This is a genomic window from Blastococcus jejuensis, from assembly GCF_039534705.1.
In the GTDB taxonomy this organism is placed as follows: Bacteria; Actinomycetota; Actinomycetes; order Mycobacteriales; family Geodermatophilaceae; genus Blastococcus_B; species Blastococcus_B jejuensis.
This window is the reverse complement of record NZ_BAAAVV010000002.1, coordinates 385803-401930: the sequence shown is the minus strand read 5'-3', so window position 1 is coordinate 401930 and position 16128 is coordinate 385803. Positions and strand designations below refer to the sequence as shown.

At 73.1% G+C, this 16128-nt stretch carries 12 protein-coding genes; 1 reads left to right on the top strand and 11 read right to left on the bottom strand.

What is annotated here, in order from left to right; all coding sequences use genetic code 11:
- The 10 genes from ABD644_RS05630 to ABD644_RS05585 all read right to left on the bottom strand — a co-directional run bounded on the left by ABD644_RS05630 (position 1) and on the right by ABD644_RS05585 (position 15120).
- Positions 1-1206: a phosphoglycerate kinase gene (locus ABD644_RS05630; RefSeq protein ID WP_344687660.1), complete on the bottom strand. Its 1206-nt coding sequence runs from the start codon at positions 1204-1206 to the stop codon at positions 1-3.
- On the bottom strand, positions 1206-2210 hold the full coding sequence (gene gap / locus ABD644_RS05625) for a type I glyceraldehyde-3-phosphate dehydrogenase (RefSeq protein ID WP_344687659.1): 1005 nt from the start codon (positions 2208-2210) through the stop codon (positions 1206-1208). The genes ABD644_RS05630 and gap overlap by 1 nt, the downstream gene beginning before the upstream one ends.
- Positions 2211-2311: 101 nt before the next feature.
- The gene (whiA, locus tag ABD644_RS05620; RefSeq protein ID WP_344687658.1) at positions 2312-3292 is read right to left on the bottom strand and encodes a DNA-binding protein WhiA; all 981 of its coding nucleotides are present in this window, start codon (positions 3290-3292) and stop codon (positions 2312-2314) included.
- A gap of 120 nt (positions 3293-3412) precedes the next feature.
- Positions 3413-4381: a gluconeogenesis factor YvcK family protein gene (locus tag ABD644_RS05615; RefSeq protein ID WP_344687656.1), complete on the bottom strand. Its 969-nt coding sequence runs from the start codon at positions 4379-4381 to the stop codon at positions 3413-3415.
- A complete protein-coding gene (gene rapZ / locus ABD644_RS05610; protein WP_344687655.1) occupies positions 4381-5292 on the bottom strand; it encodes an RNase adapter RapZ in 912 nt (303 codons plus the stop codon). The genes ABD644_RS05615 and rapZ overlap by 1 nt, the downstream gene beginning before the upstream one ends.
- On the bottom strand, positions 5289-7256 hold the full coding sequence (uvrC, locus tag ABD644_RS05605; RefSeq protein ID WP_344687654.1) for an excinuclease ABC subunit UvrC: 1968 nt from the start codon (positions 7254-7256) through the stop codon (positions 5289-5291). The genes rapZ and uvrC overlap by 4 nt, the downstream gene beginning before the upstream one ends.
- A gap of 62 nt (positions 7257-7318) precedes the next feature.
- Entirely contained in the window at positions 7319-8236 is a 918-nt protein-coding gene (locus ABD644_RS05600; RefSeq protein ID WP_344687653.1) for a MerR family transcriptional regulator, read from the bottom strand.
- Between the two features lie 75 nt (positions 8237-8311).
- Entirely contained in the window at positions 8312-10474 is a 2163-nt protein-coding gene (locus ABD644_RS05595) for a DUF222 domain-containing protein (protein WP_344687652.1), read from the bottom strand.
- Positions 10475-10656: 182 nt separating this feature from the next.
- The gene (gene uvrA, locus ABD644_RS05590; protein WP_344687651.1) at positions 10657-13548 is read right to left on the bottom strand and encodes an excinuclease ABC subunit UvrA; all 2892 of its coding nucleotides are present in this window, start codon (positions 13546-13548) and stop codon (positions 10657-10659) included.
- A 147-nt stretch (positions 13549-13695) separates the two neighbouring features.
- Positions 13696-15120, bottom strand: a complete 1425-nt coding sequence (locus ABD644_RS05585) for an amidase (RefSeq protein WP_344687649.1) — start codon at positions 15118-15120, stop codon at positions 13696-13698.
- Between the two features lie 49 nt (positions 15121-15169).
- Here ABD644_RS05585 and ABD644_RS05580 point away from each other — a divergent pair, with 49 nt between their 5' ends.
- The gene (locus ABD644_RS05580; RefSeq protein WP_344687648.1) at positions 15170-15826 is read left to right on the top strand and encodes an MBL fold metallo-hydrolase; all 657 of its coding nucleotides are present in this window, start codon (positions 15170-15172) and stop codon (positions 15824-15826) included.
- A 4-nt stretch (positions 15827-15830) separates the two neighbouring features.
- Here ABD644_RS05580 and ABD644_RS05575 read toward each other — a convergent pair whose 3' ends face one another.
- Positions 15831-16112 (bottom strand): hypothetical protein, encoded by a 282-nt coding sequence (locus ABD644_RS05575; protein ID WP_344687646.1) that lies wholly within the window; start codon positions 16110-16112, stop codon positions 15831-15833.
- Positions 16113-16128 lie beyond the last annotated feature (16 nt).

Here is a 16128-nt window from a genome sequence, read left to right as displayed (position 1 = left end):
TCAGTGCCCCGTTCCGTCGGCGAGCACCGCGATGCCCGGGAGCTCCCGGCCCTCGAGGTACTCCAGCGACGCGCCGCCGCCGGTGCTGATGTGGCCGTAGGCGTCCTCGTCGAGGCCGAGCTGCCGCACGGCGGCCGCAGAGTCCCCGCCGCCCACGACGGACAGCCCGTCGATCGCGGCAACGGCCTGCGCGACGCCCCGGGTGCCCTCCTGGAAGGGCGCGAGCTCGAACACGCCCATCGGTCCGTTCCAGAAGACGGTGCGGGCACCGGCCAGCTCTGCCGCGAAGGCCTCCACCGTGCGCGGGCCGACGTCGAGCCCCATCTGGTCGTCGGGGATCTCGGCCACCGCGACGGTGGTGGTCGGCGCGTCCGCGCTGAACTCGGGTGCGCACACGACGTCGACCGGCAGCACGATGCGGTCGCCGGCCTCGTCCAGCAGCCTGCGGCAGGTGTCGACCTGGTCGGCCTCCAGCAGGGACGAGCCGACCCCGTGGCCCTGCGCGGCGAGGAAGGTGAAGCACATCCCGCCGCCGACCAGGAGCTTGTCGACCTTCGGCAGCAGCGCCTCGATCACGGCCAGCTTGTCGCTGACCTTCGAGCCGCCGAGCACGACCACGTAGGGGCGCTCGGGGTCGCTGGTCAGCCGGGTCAGCACCTCGACCTCGCGCTGGACCAGCCGGCCCACCGCGTGCGGCAGCCGCTGGGCGACGTCGAACACCGAGGCGTGCTTGCGGTGCACGGCGCCGAACGCGTCGTCGACGTAGACCTCGGCGAGGGCGGCCAGCCGGTCGGCCAGCTCGCCGCGCGCCGCGTCGTCCTTGGACGTCTCGGCGGCCTCGAAGCGGACGTTCTCCAGCAGCAGGACGTCACCGTCGCCGAGGGCGGCGGCCTTGGCCTGCGCGTCGTCCCCGGCCACATCGGAGGCCAGGGGGACGGTCGTCCCGAGCAGCTCCCCGAGCCGCGCCGCGACGGGCGCGAGCGAGAACTGCGGGTCGGGCGCGCCCTTGGGGCGGCCGAGGTGTGCGGCGACGATCACGCGGGCGCCGGCGTCGCGGAGCGCCTGCAGCGTGGGCAGGCTGGCCCGGATGCGGCCGTCGTCGGTGATCTTTCCGGTGGTCTTGTCCAGCGGGACGTTCAGGTCGGCGCGCAGCAGCACGCGCCGACCCGAGACGCCCTGCTGCAGCAGGTCGTCGAGGGAGCGCATTACAGCGACTTACCCACCAGCGTGGTCAGGTCGACGAGGCGGTTCGAGTAGCCCCACTCGTTGTCGTACCAGCCGAGCACCTTGACCATGTTGCCGAAGACCTTGGTCAGCTTCGCGTCGTAGATGCACGACGACGGGTCGGTGACGATGTCGCTCGAGACGATCGGGGCGTCGGTGTAGGTCAGGTACTTGCCCAGCGGGCCGGCGGCGGCCTCGCGGTAGGCGGCGTCGATCTCCTCGGCCGAGGCCTCGCGGCCGACCTGCACGGTGAGGTCGGTGGCCGAGCCGGTGGGCACCGGGACACGGATCGCGTAGCCGTCGAGCTTGCCCTTGAGCTCCGGCAGGACGAGGCCGATCGCCTTGGCGGCGCCGGTGGAGGTCGGCACCATGTTCAGCGCGGCGGCGCGGGCGCGGCGCAGGTCCTTGTGCGGGCCGTCCTGCAGGTTCTGGTCGGCGGTGTACGCGTGGATGGTGGTCATCAGGCCGCGCTCGATGCCGAAGGCGTCGTTGAGAACCTTGGCCAGCGGCGCCAGGCAGTTGGTGGTGCAGGACGCGTTGCTGATGATCGTCTGCGAGCCGTCGTACAGGTTGTCGTTGACGCCCATCACGATCGTGATGTCGTCGTCGGTGGCGGGCGCGGAGATGATGACCTTCTTCGCGCCACCGGCGTCGACGTGCTTGCGGGCGTCGGCGGCCTTGGTGAAGAAGCCGGTGGACTCGACGACGACGTCGACGCCCAGGTCGCCCCACGGCAGGGCGGCGGGGTCGCGCTCGGAGAGGACCTTCATGGTCGCCCCGCCGATCTTGATGCCCTCGCCGTCGGCGGCGATGTCCTCCTTGAGGACGCCGAGGATGCTGTCGTACTTCAGCAGATGGGCCAGCGCCTCGGGGCTGGTGAGGTCGTTCACCGCCACGATCTCGATGTCCTGGCCGCTGGCCGCCACGGCCCGCCAGAAGTTGCGCCCGATGCGGCCGAAACCGTTGATGCCTACCCGGACCGTCACTGCAGACCTCCACGTGTGGATCGGGGGCCGCAGAGCCCTGCGGCCTCGCTCGTGGAAACCCTATCGGGCGCCTGGGAAGTCGGCTCCGGCCGTCCGAGCGGCTACTGCGCCAGCATGTCGTCGGTCACGACTGACTCGGTGTCCGGGATCCCCAGATCCTTCGCCCGCTTGTCGGCCATCGCCAGCAGACGCCGTATGCGGCCTGCGACGGCGTCCTTGGTCATCGGCGGGTCGGCGCGCTGGCCCAGCTCCTCCAGCGACGCCTGGCCGAACTCCAGGCGCAGCCGCCCGGCGACCAGCAGGTGCTCGGGGGCGTCACCGGCCAGGATCTCCAGCGCGCGCTCCACGCGGGCACTGGCGGCCACGGCGGCACGGGCGGAGCGGCGCAGGTTGGCGTCGTCGAAGTTCGCCAGCCGGTTGGCGGTGGCCCGGACCTCGCGGCGCATCCGCCGCTCCTCCCAGGCCAGGACGGCGTCGTGGGCGCCCATGCGGGTGAGCAGCGCGCTGATCGCGTCGCCGTCACGGACGACGACCCGGTCGGCGCCGCGGACCTCGCGGGCCTTGGCGGCGATGCCGAGGCGCCGGGCGGCACCCACCAGCGCCATGGCGGCCTCCGGGCCGGGGCAGGTGACCTCGAGCGAGGACGAGCGCCCGGGCTCGGTCAGCGAGCCGTGCGCGAGGAACGCACCGCGCCAGGCCGCCTCGGCGTCGTTGATGCCGCCGGAGACCACCGCCGGCGGCAGGCCGCGCACCGGCCGGCCCCGCTGGTCGACCAGCCCGGTCTGCCGGGCGAGGCCCTCACCGTGCTTGGCGATCCGGACGAGGTAGCGGACCCCGCGGCGGATGTTGCCGCCGGCGAGCACGCTCACGCCGCTGGTGTAGCCGTACACCTCGCTGATGTCGCGCCGCAGCCGCCGGGCCACCGAGCCGGTATCGAGCTCGGCCTCGATCACCACGCGGCCGCCCACGATGTGCAGCCCGCCGGAGAAGCGCAGCAGCGCGGTGATCTCCGCCTTGCGCTCCGACGTCTTCGTGCACTCCACGCGGGAGAGCTCGTCCTTGACCATCGCGGTCATCGCCATGTACGGCGTCCCCTTCCCCCTCGTCCCGACTGCGTCGGTCCGGTCACTGCCGCTGCCGGTACCGATACCCGGCCGTACACCTGCACCTCGTCACGCCACTGCCACTGTCACCGGCCTCTGTCACCGCGCCCCGACCACGGAGGCCAGAGCGGCGGCGAGACGAGCCGGATCGTGCCGCGCGGTGCCGTCGAGCGCGGCCACCGGAGCCAGGACGAGCTCGGCACCGCACTCGTGCACCGCAGACAGGAGACCACGGCGGTCAACAACCGATTCAGCATCCGCGATCACGGTGTGCAACGCCACTCCGCCCAGATGCGCCTGCAGGACATTCAGATGCTCCTCGGGGGAGAACCCGTCGGTCTCGCCGGGCTGCGGTTCGAGATTGAGCACCACGACCACCTTGGCCTGCGCCGCAGCCAGAGCGGCACGCAGCTGGGGCACCAGGAGGTGTGGCAGAACAGAGGTGTACCAGGATCCCGGCCCGAGGGAGACGACGTCCGCCCGCCCGATGGCCTCGAGCACGGCAGGAGACACCGGCGGGTCGGGCGGTGAGACGAGGATCTCGCGCACCCGTCCCGGTGTGGTGGCGATCGCCACCTGCCCGCGGATCGTGCGCGTGCGGGACGGGTCGTCGGGGTCGACGCTCTCCACCCGGGCGACGAGGTCGAGCGGGACGTCGGCCATGGGCAGCACCCGCCCGCGGGCCCCGAGGAGCTCGCAGAGGTCGTCGAGGGCGCGGACGGTGTCGCCGTCGTGCAGTTCCGCGAGACCGGTCAGCACGAGGTTGCCGACCGGGTGACCGGCGAGCACACCGGTGCCGCCGAGGCGGTGCTGGAGCAGGCGGGCCATCGCCTGGGTGCGCTCCCCCTCACCCGCCAGCGCGGCCAGTGCCATGCGCAGGTCACCGGGCGGGAGCACCGGCATCTCCCGGCGGATGCGCCCCGAGGAGCCGCCGTCGTCGGCGACGGTGACCACGGCGGTCACGTCCGGGGTGATCCGCCGCCAGGCCGCCAGCGCCGCCGCCAGGCCGTGCCCGCCGCCGAAGGCGACCACCCGGGGCGGGTGCCCGACCGGGGCTGCCCCGCCCACTACTCGCGGCCCAGGTCGCGGTGGCGGGCGACGGCGGCGATGCCCTCGGCCGAGAGCCGGCGGGCGAACTCCTCGGCGATCGCGACGCTGCGGTGCTTCCCGCCGGTGCAGCCCACCGCGAGGGTCAGGTAGCGCTTGCCCTCCCGCCGGTAGCCGGGCACCAGCAGCCGCAGCACGTCGGTGTAGCGGTCGAGGAACTCCGCCGCGTCGGCCTGGCCGAGCACGTAGGCCCGCACGTCGGGGTCCTGCCCGGTGTGCGGCCGGAGCTCGGGGATCCAGTGCGGGTTCGGCAGGAAGCGGGCGTCGACCACGAGGTCGGCGTCCAGGGGCAGGCCGTACTTGAAGCCGAAGCTGAGCACGGTGGCCGTCAGCGGGGCGGTCTTCCCGTCACGGGCGAACGCGTTCTCGAGCGTGGCCCGCAACTGGTGGACGTTGAGGTCACTGGTGTCGACCCACAGGTCGGCCTCGTCGGCGATCCCGGTGAGCAGCGCCCGCTCGGCCTCGATGCCGTCGATCAGCCGGCCGGACCCCTGCAGCGGGTGCTCGCGGCGGTTGGACTCGTAGCGGCGGATCAGCACGTCGTCGCGGGCGTGCACGTACACCAGCCGCGGCCGGTGACCGGCGTCCGCGAGGGTCTTCAGCGCCTCCTCGAGGTCGCTGGAGAACGCCCGGCTCCGGACGTCGACGACGGCGGCGAACCGCCGCAGGTCACCGCGCGCCCCCAGCTCGACCATGGGCAGCAGCAGCCCCGGCGGCAGGTTGTCGACGACGAAGAAGCCGAGGTCCTCGAGCACCCGCCCCGCGCTGAGCTTGCCGGCACCGGAGAGTCCGGTGACGACGACGACCTCGAGCGGCTGGGTCTCGGTGGACGCCGGATCCACCGAGGGCGCGGGCGGGCGCGGACCGCTCACGAGGCCACCCTCCCGGCCGCGGGGGCGGTCGTCTTCTCCCCCACCGGGTCCGTCGGTGGCTCGGCGACCGCGGCCTGGACCGCCTCCGCCGTCCGCCGGCCGATGCCGGGCACCGCCATCAGCTCCTCGACGGTGGCGGCCCGCAGCCGCTTGAGCGATCCGAACTGCTTCATCAGCGCCTTCCGCCGCGTCTGGCCGAGGCCGGGGACGTCGTCCAACAGGGACACCAGCATGCTGGTCGACCGCTTCTGCCGGTGATAGGTGATGGCGAACCGGTGCGCCTCGTCGCGGACCCGCTGGAGCAGGTACAGCGCCTCGGAGGTGCGCGGCAGGATCACCGGGTCGCTCTCCCCCGGCAGCCAGACCTCCTCCATGCGCTTGGCCAGCCCGCAGACGGCGACGTCGACGACGCCCAGCTCGTCGAGCGACCGGCTGGCCGCGGCCACCTGGGGCGCTCCGCCGTCGACGACGAGCAGGTTCGGCGGGTAGGCGAACCGCCGCGGTCGGCCCTCCTCGGCGGCGACGCCTTGCTCGTCGCGCCGGTCCTCTTCCTCCTTGAGGTGCCGGGCGAACCGGCGCCGCACCACCTCGGCCATCGCGGCGGTGTCGTCGGTTCCGTGTGTGACGGAGAACCGGCGGTAGTCGGACTTCTTGGCCAGGCCGTCCTCGAACACGACCATGCTGGCCACGACGTTGGTGCCCTGGACGTGCGAGACGTCGATGCACTCGATCCGCAGCGGGGCGTCGGGCAGCTCGAGGGCCTCCTGGAGCTCGCTCAGGGCGAGCGAGCGGGCGGTCAGGTCGCTGGCTCGCTTGACCCGGTGCCGGGCGAAGGACTCCTTGGCGTTGCGCTCGACGGTCTCGAGCAGGCTGCGCTTGTCGCCGCGCTGCGGGACGCGGAGGCTCACCCGGCTGCCGCGGAGCTCGCTGAGCAGCTCCTCGTAGACGTCGGCGTCGTCCGGGAGCTCGGGGACCAGCACCTCCTTGGGCACCGCCTCCCCCGCCTCGCCGATGCCGGTCTGCTCGTCGACGCCCCCGTAGACCTGCAGCAGGAACTGCTCGACCAGTTCGCCGGTGGTGACCGCCTCGACCTTGTCGACGATCCAGCCACGCTGCCCGCGCACCCGGCCGCCGCGGACGTGGAAGACCTGGACCGCGGCCTCCAGCTCGTCCTGCGCGAAGGCGACGACGTCGGCATCCGTCCCGTCACCGAGGACGACGGCCTGCTTCTCCAGCGCGCGGCGGAGCGCCCCGAGGTCGTCGCGCAGCCGAGCGGCCTTCTCGTATTCCATCGCTTCGGCGGCGGCGGCCATCTCCCGCTCCAGGCGCCGGATCATCTGCTCGGTGCGACCGGCCATGAAGTCGCAGAAGTCGTCGACGATCGCGCGGTGCTGCTCGGCGCTGACCCGGCCGACGCACGGCGCCGAGCACTTGCCGATGTAGCCGAGCAGGCAGGGCCGGCCGATCTGGTTCGCCCGCTTGAAGACGCCGTTGGAGCAGGTGCGGGCGGGGAAGACGCGGGTGAGGGTGTCGAGGGTCTCGCGGATGGCCCAGGCGTGCGCGTAGGGCCCGAAGTATCGGACGCCCTTCTTCTTCGGCCCGCGCATCACCTGCAGCCGCGGGTACTCCTCGTTGAGCGTGACCGCGAGGCTCGGGTAGCTCTTGTCGTCGCGGTAGCGGACGTTGAACCGCGGATCGAACTCCTTGATCCAGTTGTACTCGAGCTGGAGGGCCTCGACCTCGGTGCCGACGACGGTCCAGTCGACGCTCGACGCCGTCGTCACCATCTGCCGCGTGCGCGGGTGCAGCCCGGCCACGTCGGCGAAGTAGCTGTTCAGCCGCTGGCGCAGGCTCTTGGCCTTGCCCACGTAGATGACCCGCCCGTTCGGGTCGCGGAACCGGTAGACGCCGGGCGACTCGGGGATGCTGCCGACCGCCGGGCGGTACGTCGACGGGTCGGCCATGGGTCCAGATTAGGTCGGCGTGCCGACAGACCGCGGAGGTGTCGGCTCCCCCGTCACGGGCGTCACAGCGGTCGGGTGATCCCCGGGACGGTCTCGAGGTCGGAGAGCAGGAGCGCCCGGTCGTCGGCGTCCGCGATGTCGACGGCGAGAGCCAGGGAGACCTCCGCCTGCGCCGCCGCCGCGTCCCCCGCCAGGGCGTGTGCTCGCGCGAGAGCTTCGTGGGCGAAGCCCAGGTCCCAGTCGCCGATGCCGTGCTCCTCGCAGAGCTCGAGGACCCGCCGGGCGTGGTGGAGACACGGCTCGGCCCGGCCGAGCACCGCATAGACCCGGGAGCACTGCCACTCGCCGCGGGCCAGGTTCGCCGGCGCTCCGACCTGCTCCCAGTGGTAGCGCGAGGCATGGGCCATGTGCAGCATCCGGTCGTCCTGGGCCGGCGTGCGGTCCTCGGTCTCCATGAGCCGCCAGACCCCGTTGAACAGGTCGACGGCGAGCGTGCGCTCGTCGGAGCCGGCAACTGGAGCGCCGTCGTCCGGCGGCGGCGCGGGCAGGCCAGCCGGTGCGGTGGCGGGCTCCACGTCGGCCTCCATGCTGGCCTCCATGCTGGCCTCCATGCCGGCCTCCATGCCGGCCTCCATGTCGGTCAGCAGGTGGGTGAGCCGGTGCAGGTCGCCGCGCACGCGGGCACTCCGCGCCTCCAGCCGACGCTGGTGGGCCCGGAGCACCCGCTCGACGACCTCGGGGTCACCACCGGACTCCAGGCACTCGGCGACGCCGTCCAGGGGCACGCCGACGGACCGCAGACGCGCGAGGAGGCGTGCCTCCCGCAGCCGGTCGGCCCGGTACCAGCGGTAGCCGTTGCCGTCGTCGACGCCGTCGGGCCGGAACAGGCCGACGCGGTCGTAGTGCCGCAGCGCCTTGGGGGTCACGCCGACGGCATCGGCCAGCTGGCCGACGGTCATCCGTGTGCCTGCGCTCTCCATGGCGGCGACGGTAGGACCTTGCCCCGCGGCAAGGTCCAGCCCGCTCCCCCGATCTCCTGACACCGGCTCCGCCGGTCAGTAAGGCGGTGGATCGGTGCTGACGGTCAGCCCGGTGGGAGTGGTGACGGTGAGCGTGCCGTCGGAGTCGAGCTCGTAGCGCCAACCCGGAGCCTGGTGCTTGCCGCGGTGGTCGGTGGTGCAGTAGCCAGCCAGGTTCGCCGCACTGGTCTCCCCGAGGGGGTGGCGGGTGTTGTGGTCCAGTTCGCCACCGCGCGGCACCCTGCGGCGGCAGCCGGGGAAGCGGCAGCGACGGTCACGGGCGCGGACGAAACGGTCGAGCGGAGCGGATGGCCGATAGCCGTCGGTGGGGCCGGGCGGGCCGAGTCCGGGGCGACCCGTGAGGTCGTGGGTGCAGCGGTCGGGGTGCCGTGTGCACGCGGGCCGGCTGCAGTGCGCCGTGCGCCGGAGTTCGGGCAGGTCGGTCAGGGCGAGCAGGGCACCGGTGAGCGCGTCGGTGACCGCGATGCGCGGCCGGTCGACCAGTCCCCCGCCGCCCGTCGCAGCCAGCAGGCCGGCCAGCCAGGCACGCTGCGTCTCCTCAGCGGCGGCGAGCGCGTCCAGGGCGTCGACGGCTGAGCTGACCCGGCCCCCGGGGCCGGACTGCCAAGCGGACTCGTCCGCCGTGTCGGCGGCGGTCGCGGTGCGCACCGCCTGCCGGGCTCGTCCGAGAGACCGGGCGGCCTCCAGCGCCGCCAGTCCTGCCTCCTCGACGGCCCGGTCCGCGGCAGCCCACCACCCGTCGCGGACGGGCTGGCCGTTCACCCCCTCTGCAGCGGCCGGCAGATCGGCCGTTCGCTGGGCGGCTGCGGCCGGGTCGTTCGCCGGTTCCGCAGCGGCCGGCGCGACAGACCTAGCCACGTCGTCAGGGTCGCGGCCGGGTGGGTCATCGTGGAGCGCGTCGTCGGCCATCCACGCCAGGAAGAGCGGATCGATCGGACCGGCGCCGATCTGATCGTCGGGCAGCGGCTCGGGATCGGGATCGACGAGCTCGTCGGCGAGCACGCGCCGCTCCATCTCGTCCCACCAATCGGCCAGTTCCGCATCGTCGGCCAGTTCGGCCACGAAGGACGGCTCGGCATCGGACGCTGCCGCGGTCGGCGCATCCGCGCGCCGGTGCGGAGGCGGCTGGGAGTCGGCGGGGTCGTCGATGCCCGTGGGATCGGTGGCCGGCTGATCGCCTCGGTGGCCGGCGAGGGTGCGCAGCAGGGCGCGGACCATCTCGGCGGGCACCACCTGCCCGTCGATCTCCGCCGGCTCGTCCCCGCCGGCCAAGCCGGCGACCGACGCGACCACGGTCAGCAGCACACGCACCGGCGGCAGGTCGTGCTCACCGGGCCGCAGCACCAGGTCGAGCAAGCAGTCGGCCATCTTCTGTCCCCGGGTGCGCACCGGCCCATCCGGGTCGTCGGGGAGCGCATCGGCGTAGGCACCCAGGGCGCGGTACAGCGCATGCGCCTCGGGAACGGTCAGGTCCGAGGTCACCGAGGACATCCCGTCGGTCGCCGCCGACCGCAGGCGCACGCCCCGCTCCGCGATCGCCCGCTGCAGCCGGCGCAACGCGGCCCGGCAGTCCCGCCGGGTCACCTCTCGGCGAGCCTTAGCGCCGAGTTGTGCCGGCGTGGTGATCCGCCCGGCCGCCCAGCGCAGCAGCTCGGCCTCGACCTCCGCCCGCACCCGGTCGTCGGCGATCGGCGCGACGTGCTCGAGCATCGGCCACAGGTGCCCTTGATGCAGTGCCCCGGCCTCCAGCGCGGCCAGCGTGCCGGGCAGCCGGTGGACCAGGGTCAGCGACCTGGTCAGCAGCGACTCGGCGGCCCCCGCGGTGATCGACAGCGCCACCGCGAGCTCCTGCATCGCCCACTCGCTCACCGGGCGCAGCACGTCGGGACGAGCGGCCCACCGAGCCGCGCTCATCGCCCCCGGCTCCCCCTGCGCTCTGTCGGCGGTCGCCGGCCGGGACTCCGCGAACTCCGCCACCGCGCGCGCCCGGACCGAGGTCAGCCGGGCGATCTCCCGGTCGGCGGCCTGGACCGCTCCCAGCGGGCCCTCCGACAGCGCGACCGGCGGAGCGAACTCGGGCCACTCGGTCGATGCGGCCCCTGCCCGCCGGCGTCGGCTCGAGGCCACCGCACGGCGGCGCGCCTCCGCGTACCAATCGCCCGCCGACCCCTCCGTCATGCGTTCGATCATACGTTCGAACAAGCCACGCCACAAGACGAACGCCCTGGTCAGCAGGCATCTGTGGACGACCGGACCGTCTGTGGACGGCGCACCCATCGCTGCCTGTTCCGGGGCGCCCCGCAGCTTCGTCTTCACGCTCGCGCCGGCGATGGGGAGACCCCATCGCCGGCACGAGCGGGTCAGCTGGCCTTCTTGCGACTCCGCTTCTTCGGCGCCGCGGCCGCCGCGACGGCTTCCGGGTCGAGGATCGGGACCAAGTACCGCCCCGTGTGGCTCTCCGGCACCGTCGCGAGGAACTCCGGCGGCCCCTCCGCGACGACGGTGCCGCCGCGGAATCCGCCTTCGGGCCCCATGTCGATCAGCCAGTCGGCGCTCTTGATCACGTCGAGGTTGTGCTCGATGACGATGACCGAGTTGCCCTTGTCGACCAGGCCCTGCAGCACGAGCAGCAGCTTGCGGATGTCCTCGAAGTGCAGACCCGTCGTCGGCTCGTCGAGGACGTAGATACTGCGCCCGTTGGACCGCTTCTGCAGCTCGCTGGCCAGCTTCACCCGCTGCGCCTCGCCGCCGGACAGGGTCGTCGCCGGCTGGCCCAGCCGGACGTACCCCAGCCCGACCTCGGTGAGCGTGCGCAGGTAGCGGGCGATCGCCGGGATCGCGGCGAAGAAGTCGGCCGCCTCCTCGATCGGCATGTCGAGGACCTCGGCGACGGTCTTGCCCTTGTAGTGCACCTCGAGCGTCTCCCGGTTGAACCGGGCGCCCTTGCACACCTCGCAGGGGACGTACACGTCGGGCAGGAAGTTCATCTCGATCTTCAGCGTGCCGTCGCCGGAGCACGCCTCGCAGCGGCCGCCCTTGACGTTGAACGAGAACCGCCCGGGCAGGTAGCCCCGCATCTTCGCCTCGGTCGTGCTGGCGAACAGCTTGCGGACGTGGTCCCAGACACCGGTGTACGTGGCCGGGTTCGACCGCGGGGTGCGACCGATCGGCGACTGGTCGACGTGCACGACCTTGTCGAGGTGCTCGAGACCGGTGACCGTCCGGTGCCGGCCGGGGACCATCCGCGCACGGTTCAGCTGGTTGGCCAGCGTCGTGTAGAGGATGTCGTTGACCAGGCTGGACTTGCCCGACCCCGAGACGCCGGTGACCGCGACCAGCATGCCCAGCGGGAAGGTGACGTCGACGCCCTTGAGGTTGTGCTCCCGGGCGCCCTTGACGACGAGCTCGCGACCCGGCGTCGGCTCGCGCCGCTCCTTGGGGATCTCGATGGCCATGCGCCCGGACAGGTACGCCCCGGTCAGCGACCGCTCGCTCTTCATCAGGTCCTCGAGCTGGCCGCTGACGACGATCTCGCCGCCGTGCTCACCCGCGCCGGGACCGATGTCGACGATCCAGTCGGCGACCTTGATCGTGTCCTCGTCGTGCTCGACGACGATCAACGTGTTGCCCATGTCGCGCAGGCGGACGAGCGTCTCGATCAGCCGCGAGTTGTCGCGCTGGTGCAGCCCGATCGACGGCTCGTCGAGGACGTAGAGGACGCCGACCAGGCCGGACCCGATCTGCGTGGCCAGCCGGATGCGCTGGGCCTCCCCACCGGCCAGCGTCGCGGCGGGCCGGTCGAGGGACAGGTAGTCCAAGCCGACGTCGACGAGGAAGGACAGCCGGGCCTGGATCTCCTTGAGCACGCGGTCGGCGATCGCGCGCTCCCGCTCCCCCAGCTCCAGGGAACCGAGCCACTCGGAGGCCTCACCGATCGACAGGCCGGTGATGTCGGCGATCGAGCGGTCGTTGAGCTTGACGGCGAGGATCTCCGGCTTCAGCCGGGTGCCGTGGCACACGGGGCAGGGCACGTCGCGCATGTAGCCCTCGTACTTGTCCCGCATGTAGTCGCTGTCGGTGTCCTCGTGCCGGCGCTCCAGGAACGGCAGCACGCCCTCGAACGCGGCGTAGTAGCTGCGCTCGCGGCCGTACCGGTTCTTGTAGCGGACGTGGACCTGGTCCGGCGACCCGTGCAGGACCGCCTTCTGCACCTTGGCCGGGAGGCGCTCCCACGGGGTGTCCATGGAGAAACCGAGCTGCTGCGAGAGACCCGTGAGCAGCCGGGTGAAGTACTCGTTGCTCATCGACCCGGCCCACGGCGCGACCGCGCCCTGGCCCAGCGACTTCTCCGGATCGGGGACGACGAGGTCGGGATCGACCTCCTTGCGCGTGCCGATGCCGGTGCACTCGGGGCAGGCGCCGAACGGCGAGTTGAACGAGAACGACCGCGGCTCGAGGGCCTCGAACGACAGCCCGTCGTCGACGCAGGCGAGGTGCTCGGAGTACGTGCGCTCCCGGTGCGGGTCGTGCTCGTCGAGGTCGACGAAGTCGAGGACGACGAGGCCCCCCGCGAGCCCCAGCGCGGTCTCGACCGAGTCGGTCAGGCGCCGCTTGGCGCTCTCCTTGACCGTCAGCCGGTCGACGATCACCTCGATCGTGTGCTTCTCCTGCTTCTTGAGCTTCGGCGGCTCGGTCAGCGGGTGCACGACACCGTCGACGCGGACGCGGGAGAAGCCCTGGGTCTGCAGCGAGCTGAACAGGTCGACGTACTCGCCCTTGCGGGCACGGACGACCGGCGCGAGCACCTGGAAGCGGGTGCCCTCCTCCATCGACAGCACCTGGTCGACGATCTGCTGCGGCGTCTGCCGGGAGATCGGCTTGCCACAGTTCGGGCAGTGCGGCTGCCCGGCGCGCGCGTATAGCAGCCGGAGGTAGTCGTAGACCTCGGTGATGGTGCCGACGGTCGACCGCGGGTTGCGGTTGGTCGACTTCTGGTCGATCGACACCGCCGGGGACAGGCCCTCGATGAAGTCGACGTCGGGCTTGTCCATCTGCCCGAGGAACTGGCGCGCGTACGCCGACAGCGACTCGACGTAGCGGCGCTGACCTTCGGCGAAGATCGTGTCGAACGCCAGGCTCGACTTGCCCGAGCCGGACAGGCCCGTGAACACGATCAGCGCGTCGCGGGGCAGGTCGAGGTGGACGTCCTTGAGGTTGTGCTCGCGGGCGCCGCGGACGACGAGGCGGTCCATGAAATCCCTGTCGGTCGCTGTTGCTGGGAACGCTGGCTGGAGAATGCTCATCACTGGGGCCAAGGAACCGCGCGGGCGCGCTGTTCCGGAACACCGGCGCGTCGCCGTGTCGTCCCCGTCACGCCGGGTGACAGGGGGCGGACGGCGTCAGACGGGTGCCGTGGCCGGGGGTGCGGTGGCCTGGGGTGTCAGGGGGTCGAAGACAGGCGCGTGACGGCGCCACGGTTGCTGACGCTCCAGCTCTCCGGCGATCCAGAGTAGCCGCGTCTCGGCGCCGGGGGGCCCGACGAACTGGACCGCCAGCGGCAGCCCCTCGGGGCGCATGCCGGCGGGGAGGACGACGGCCGGCAGCCCGGCGAGGTTCCAGGCCGCCGTCCACGGGGCCCACCGCGCGTTGGCCGTCACGTTGGCCAGGAACGACCGCTCGTGCCACGGGCGGGCGGGCAGCGGCGGGCCGGTCGTCACCGGGGTCAGCAGCAGGTCGACGTCGTCGAAGAAGCCGCTCATGCGCTCGCGGAACCGCTCCGCCGTCCGTGGGCGGACCAGGCCGGCCCGCCGGACCGCCCGCCCGATGCGGGCGTGCGTGCGGCTGCGGGGCTGCAGCGCCGCGCGGTCGATGCCGAGGTGCTCGGCGTCGTCCTCGGCACCGGCCATCCACCGGGCCAGTGCCCCGGCGGCCGCGCCGGTGCTGATCGGCGGGTCGCGGCGGACGACGGTGTGCCCCGCGGCGGTCAGCAGCGCCACGACCGCGTCGACGGCGGCGCGCGTCTCGGCGTCGGCGCGCACCCCCGGCACCGGGGACCGCGTGCTGACGGCGATGCGCAGCGGCCCCTCGGCGTGCGAAGCGGGCTGCTCCTGCCCGGCCATCACCGCGTGGGCGACCGCGACGTCGGCCACCGTCGTCGCCAGCGCGCCGTTGACCGCCATGCCGGACCAGTCGTCGAAGCCGATGTCGGCCGGTACGACCCCCAGACCCGGCTTGAGCGTGACGAGCCCGCAGGCGGCGGCGGGGAGCCGCAGCGAGCCCATGCCGTCGTTGCCGTGCGCCAGCGGGACCGACCCCGAGGCGACCGCCGCCGCGCTGCCACCGGAGCTGCCGGCCGGCGACCGCGCGGTGTCCCAGGGGTTGCGCGTGACCGTGCCCGGACCGTCGGTGGCGGCGTACAGGCACAGCTCGGGGGCGCGGGTGATGCCGACGACGACCGCCCCCGCGGCGCGGAGGCGGGCGACCACCGGGTGGTCGGCCGTGGCGGTGCGCTCGGGGCAGGCGGGCGAGCCGTCGGTGCACACCTCGCCGGCGACGTCGACGTTGTCCTTGACCGCGATCGGCACGCCGGCGAGGGGCAGCGAGGAACGGTCGGGCGAGGCGTCGACGGCGGCCGCCTCGGCGAGCGCCGCCTCGGTTCGGACCACCCGGAACGCGCCGATCCGGGCGTCGACGGCCGCGATGTGCTCCAGGTGCGCCCGGACCGCCTCCACGGCGGTGAGGCGCCCCGAGCGCACGCGCTCGGCGATCTCCGTGGCAGGCAAGCCGACGACCTGAGCCGTGTCGAGACCTCCGCTAGCGTCCATGACGCCGACCGTATCGGCGGCCACTGACACTCACCGATCGGAGTCCTCGATGACCTACACCGGCGACGTCGAAGTGGGCGGTCCGGCCGACGTCCGCGAGCTGCCCGCGCTGACGATCTCCAAGCTGGCCGTGAGCGAGATGGCCAACAACGCCTACCTGCTCCGCTGCACGGCGACCGGCGAGGGGCTGCTGATCGACGCAGCGGCCGAGCCCGCGGCGCTGCTGGAGCTGATCGGCGACGGCGGTGTGCGCACGGTCGTCACGACGCACGGGCACTGGGACCACCACCGCGCCCTGCCCGAGGTGGTGGCGGCGACCGGCGCCGACACCGTCGCCCATCCCGCCGACACCGGCGACCTGCCCGTCCCGGTCACGCGTCCCGTCGAGCACGGCGACACCGTGCGGGTCGGCGAGCAGACCCTCGAGGTGATCCACCTGCGCGGGCACACGCCCGGCAGCATCGCGCTGGTCTGGCGGGGCGGCGACGCCGGCACGCACGTGTTCACCGGCGACAGCCTCTTCCCCGGCGGCGTGGGCAACACCCAGAAGGACCCGGCGCGGTTCGCCAGCCTGGTCGACGACGTCGAGGAGCGGCTGTTCGGCACGCTGCCCGACGAGACGTGGGTCTACCCCGGCCACGGCAAGGACACCACGATCGGCACCGAGCGCCCGCACCTCGGCGAGTGGCGCGAACGGGGCTGGTGAGGGGTCAGTCCTCCTCGAACAGGGCGATGAGGTCCTCGGCCGGTTCCGCGGCGTACAGCGGCACGACCGAGACCTCCCATTCCGGCCGCCGGTCGGCCACCTCCACGGCCAGGTCCCAGGCCTCCCGCGCCGACAGCGGGCCGAAGCACGCGTCGTCGTCGTCCTCGCCGAGGTCGACCTCGACCAGCCACTGGTCCGACAGGTCGGCGGCGAGCTCGCCGAAGTCCGGCGCCGCGTCGTCCGACGGCTCCGGGGAATCGGCCTGCACGGGATAGATGAGCGCCATGCGGGGACCGTAGCGG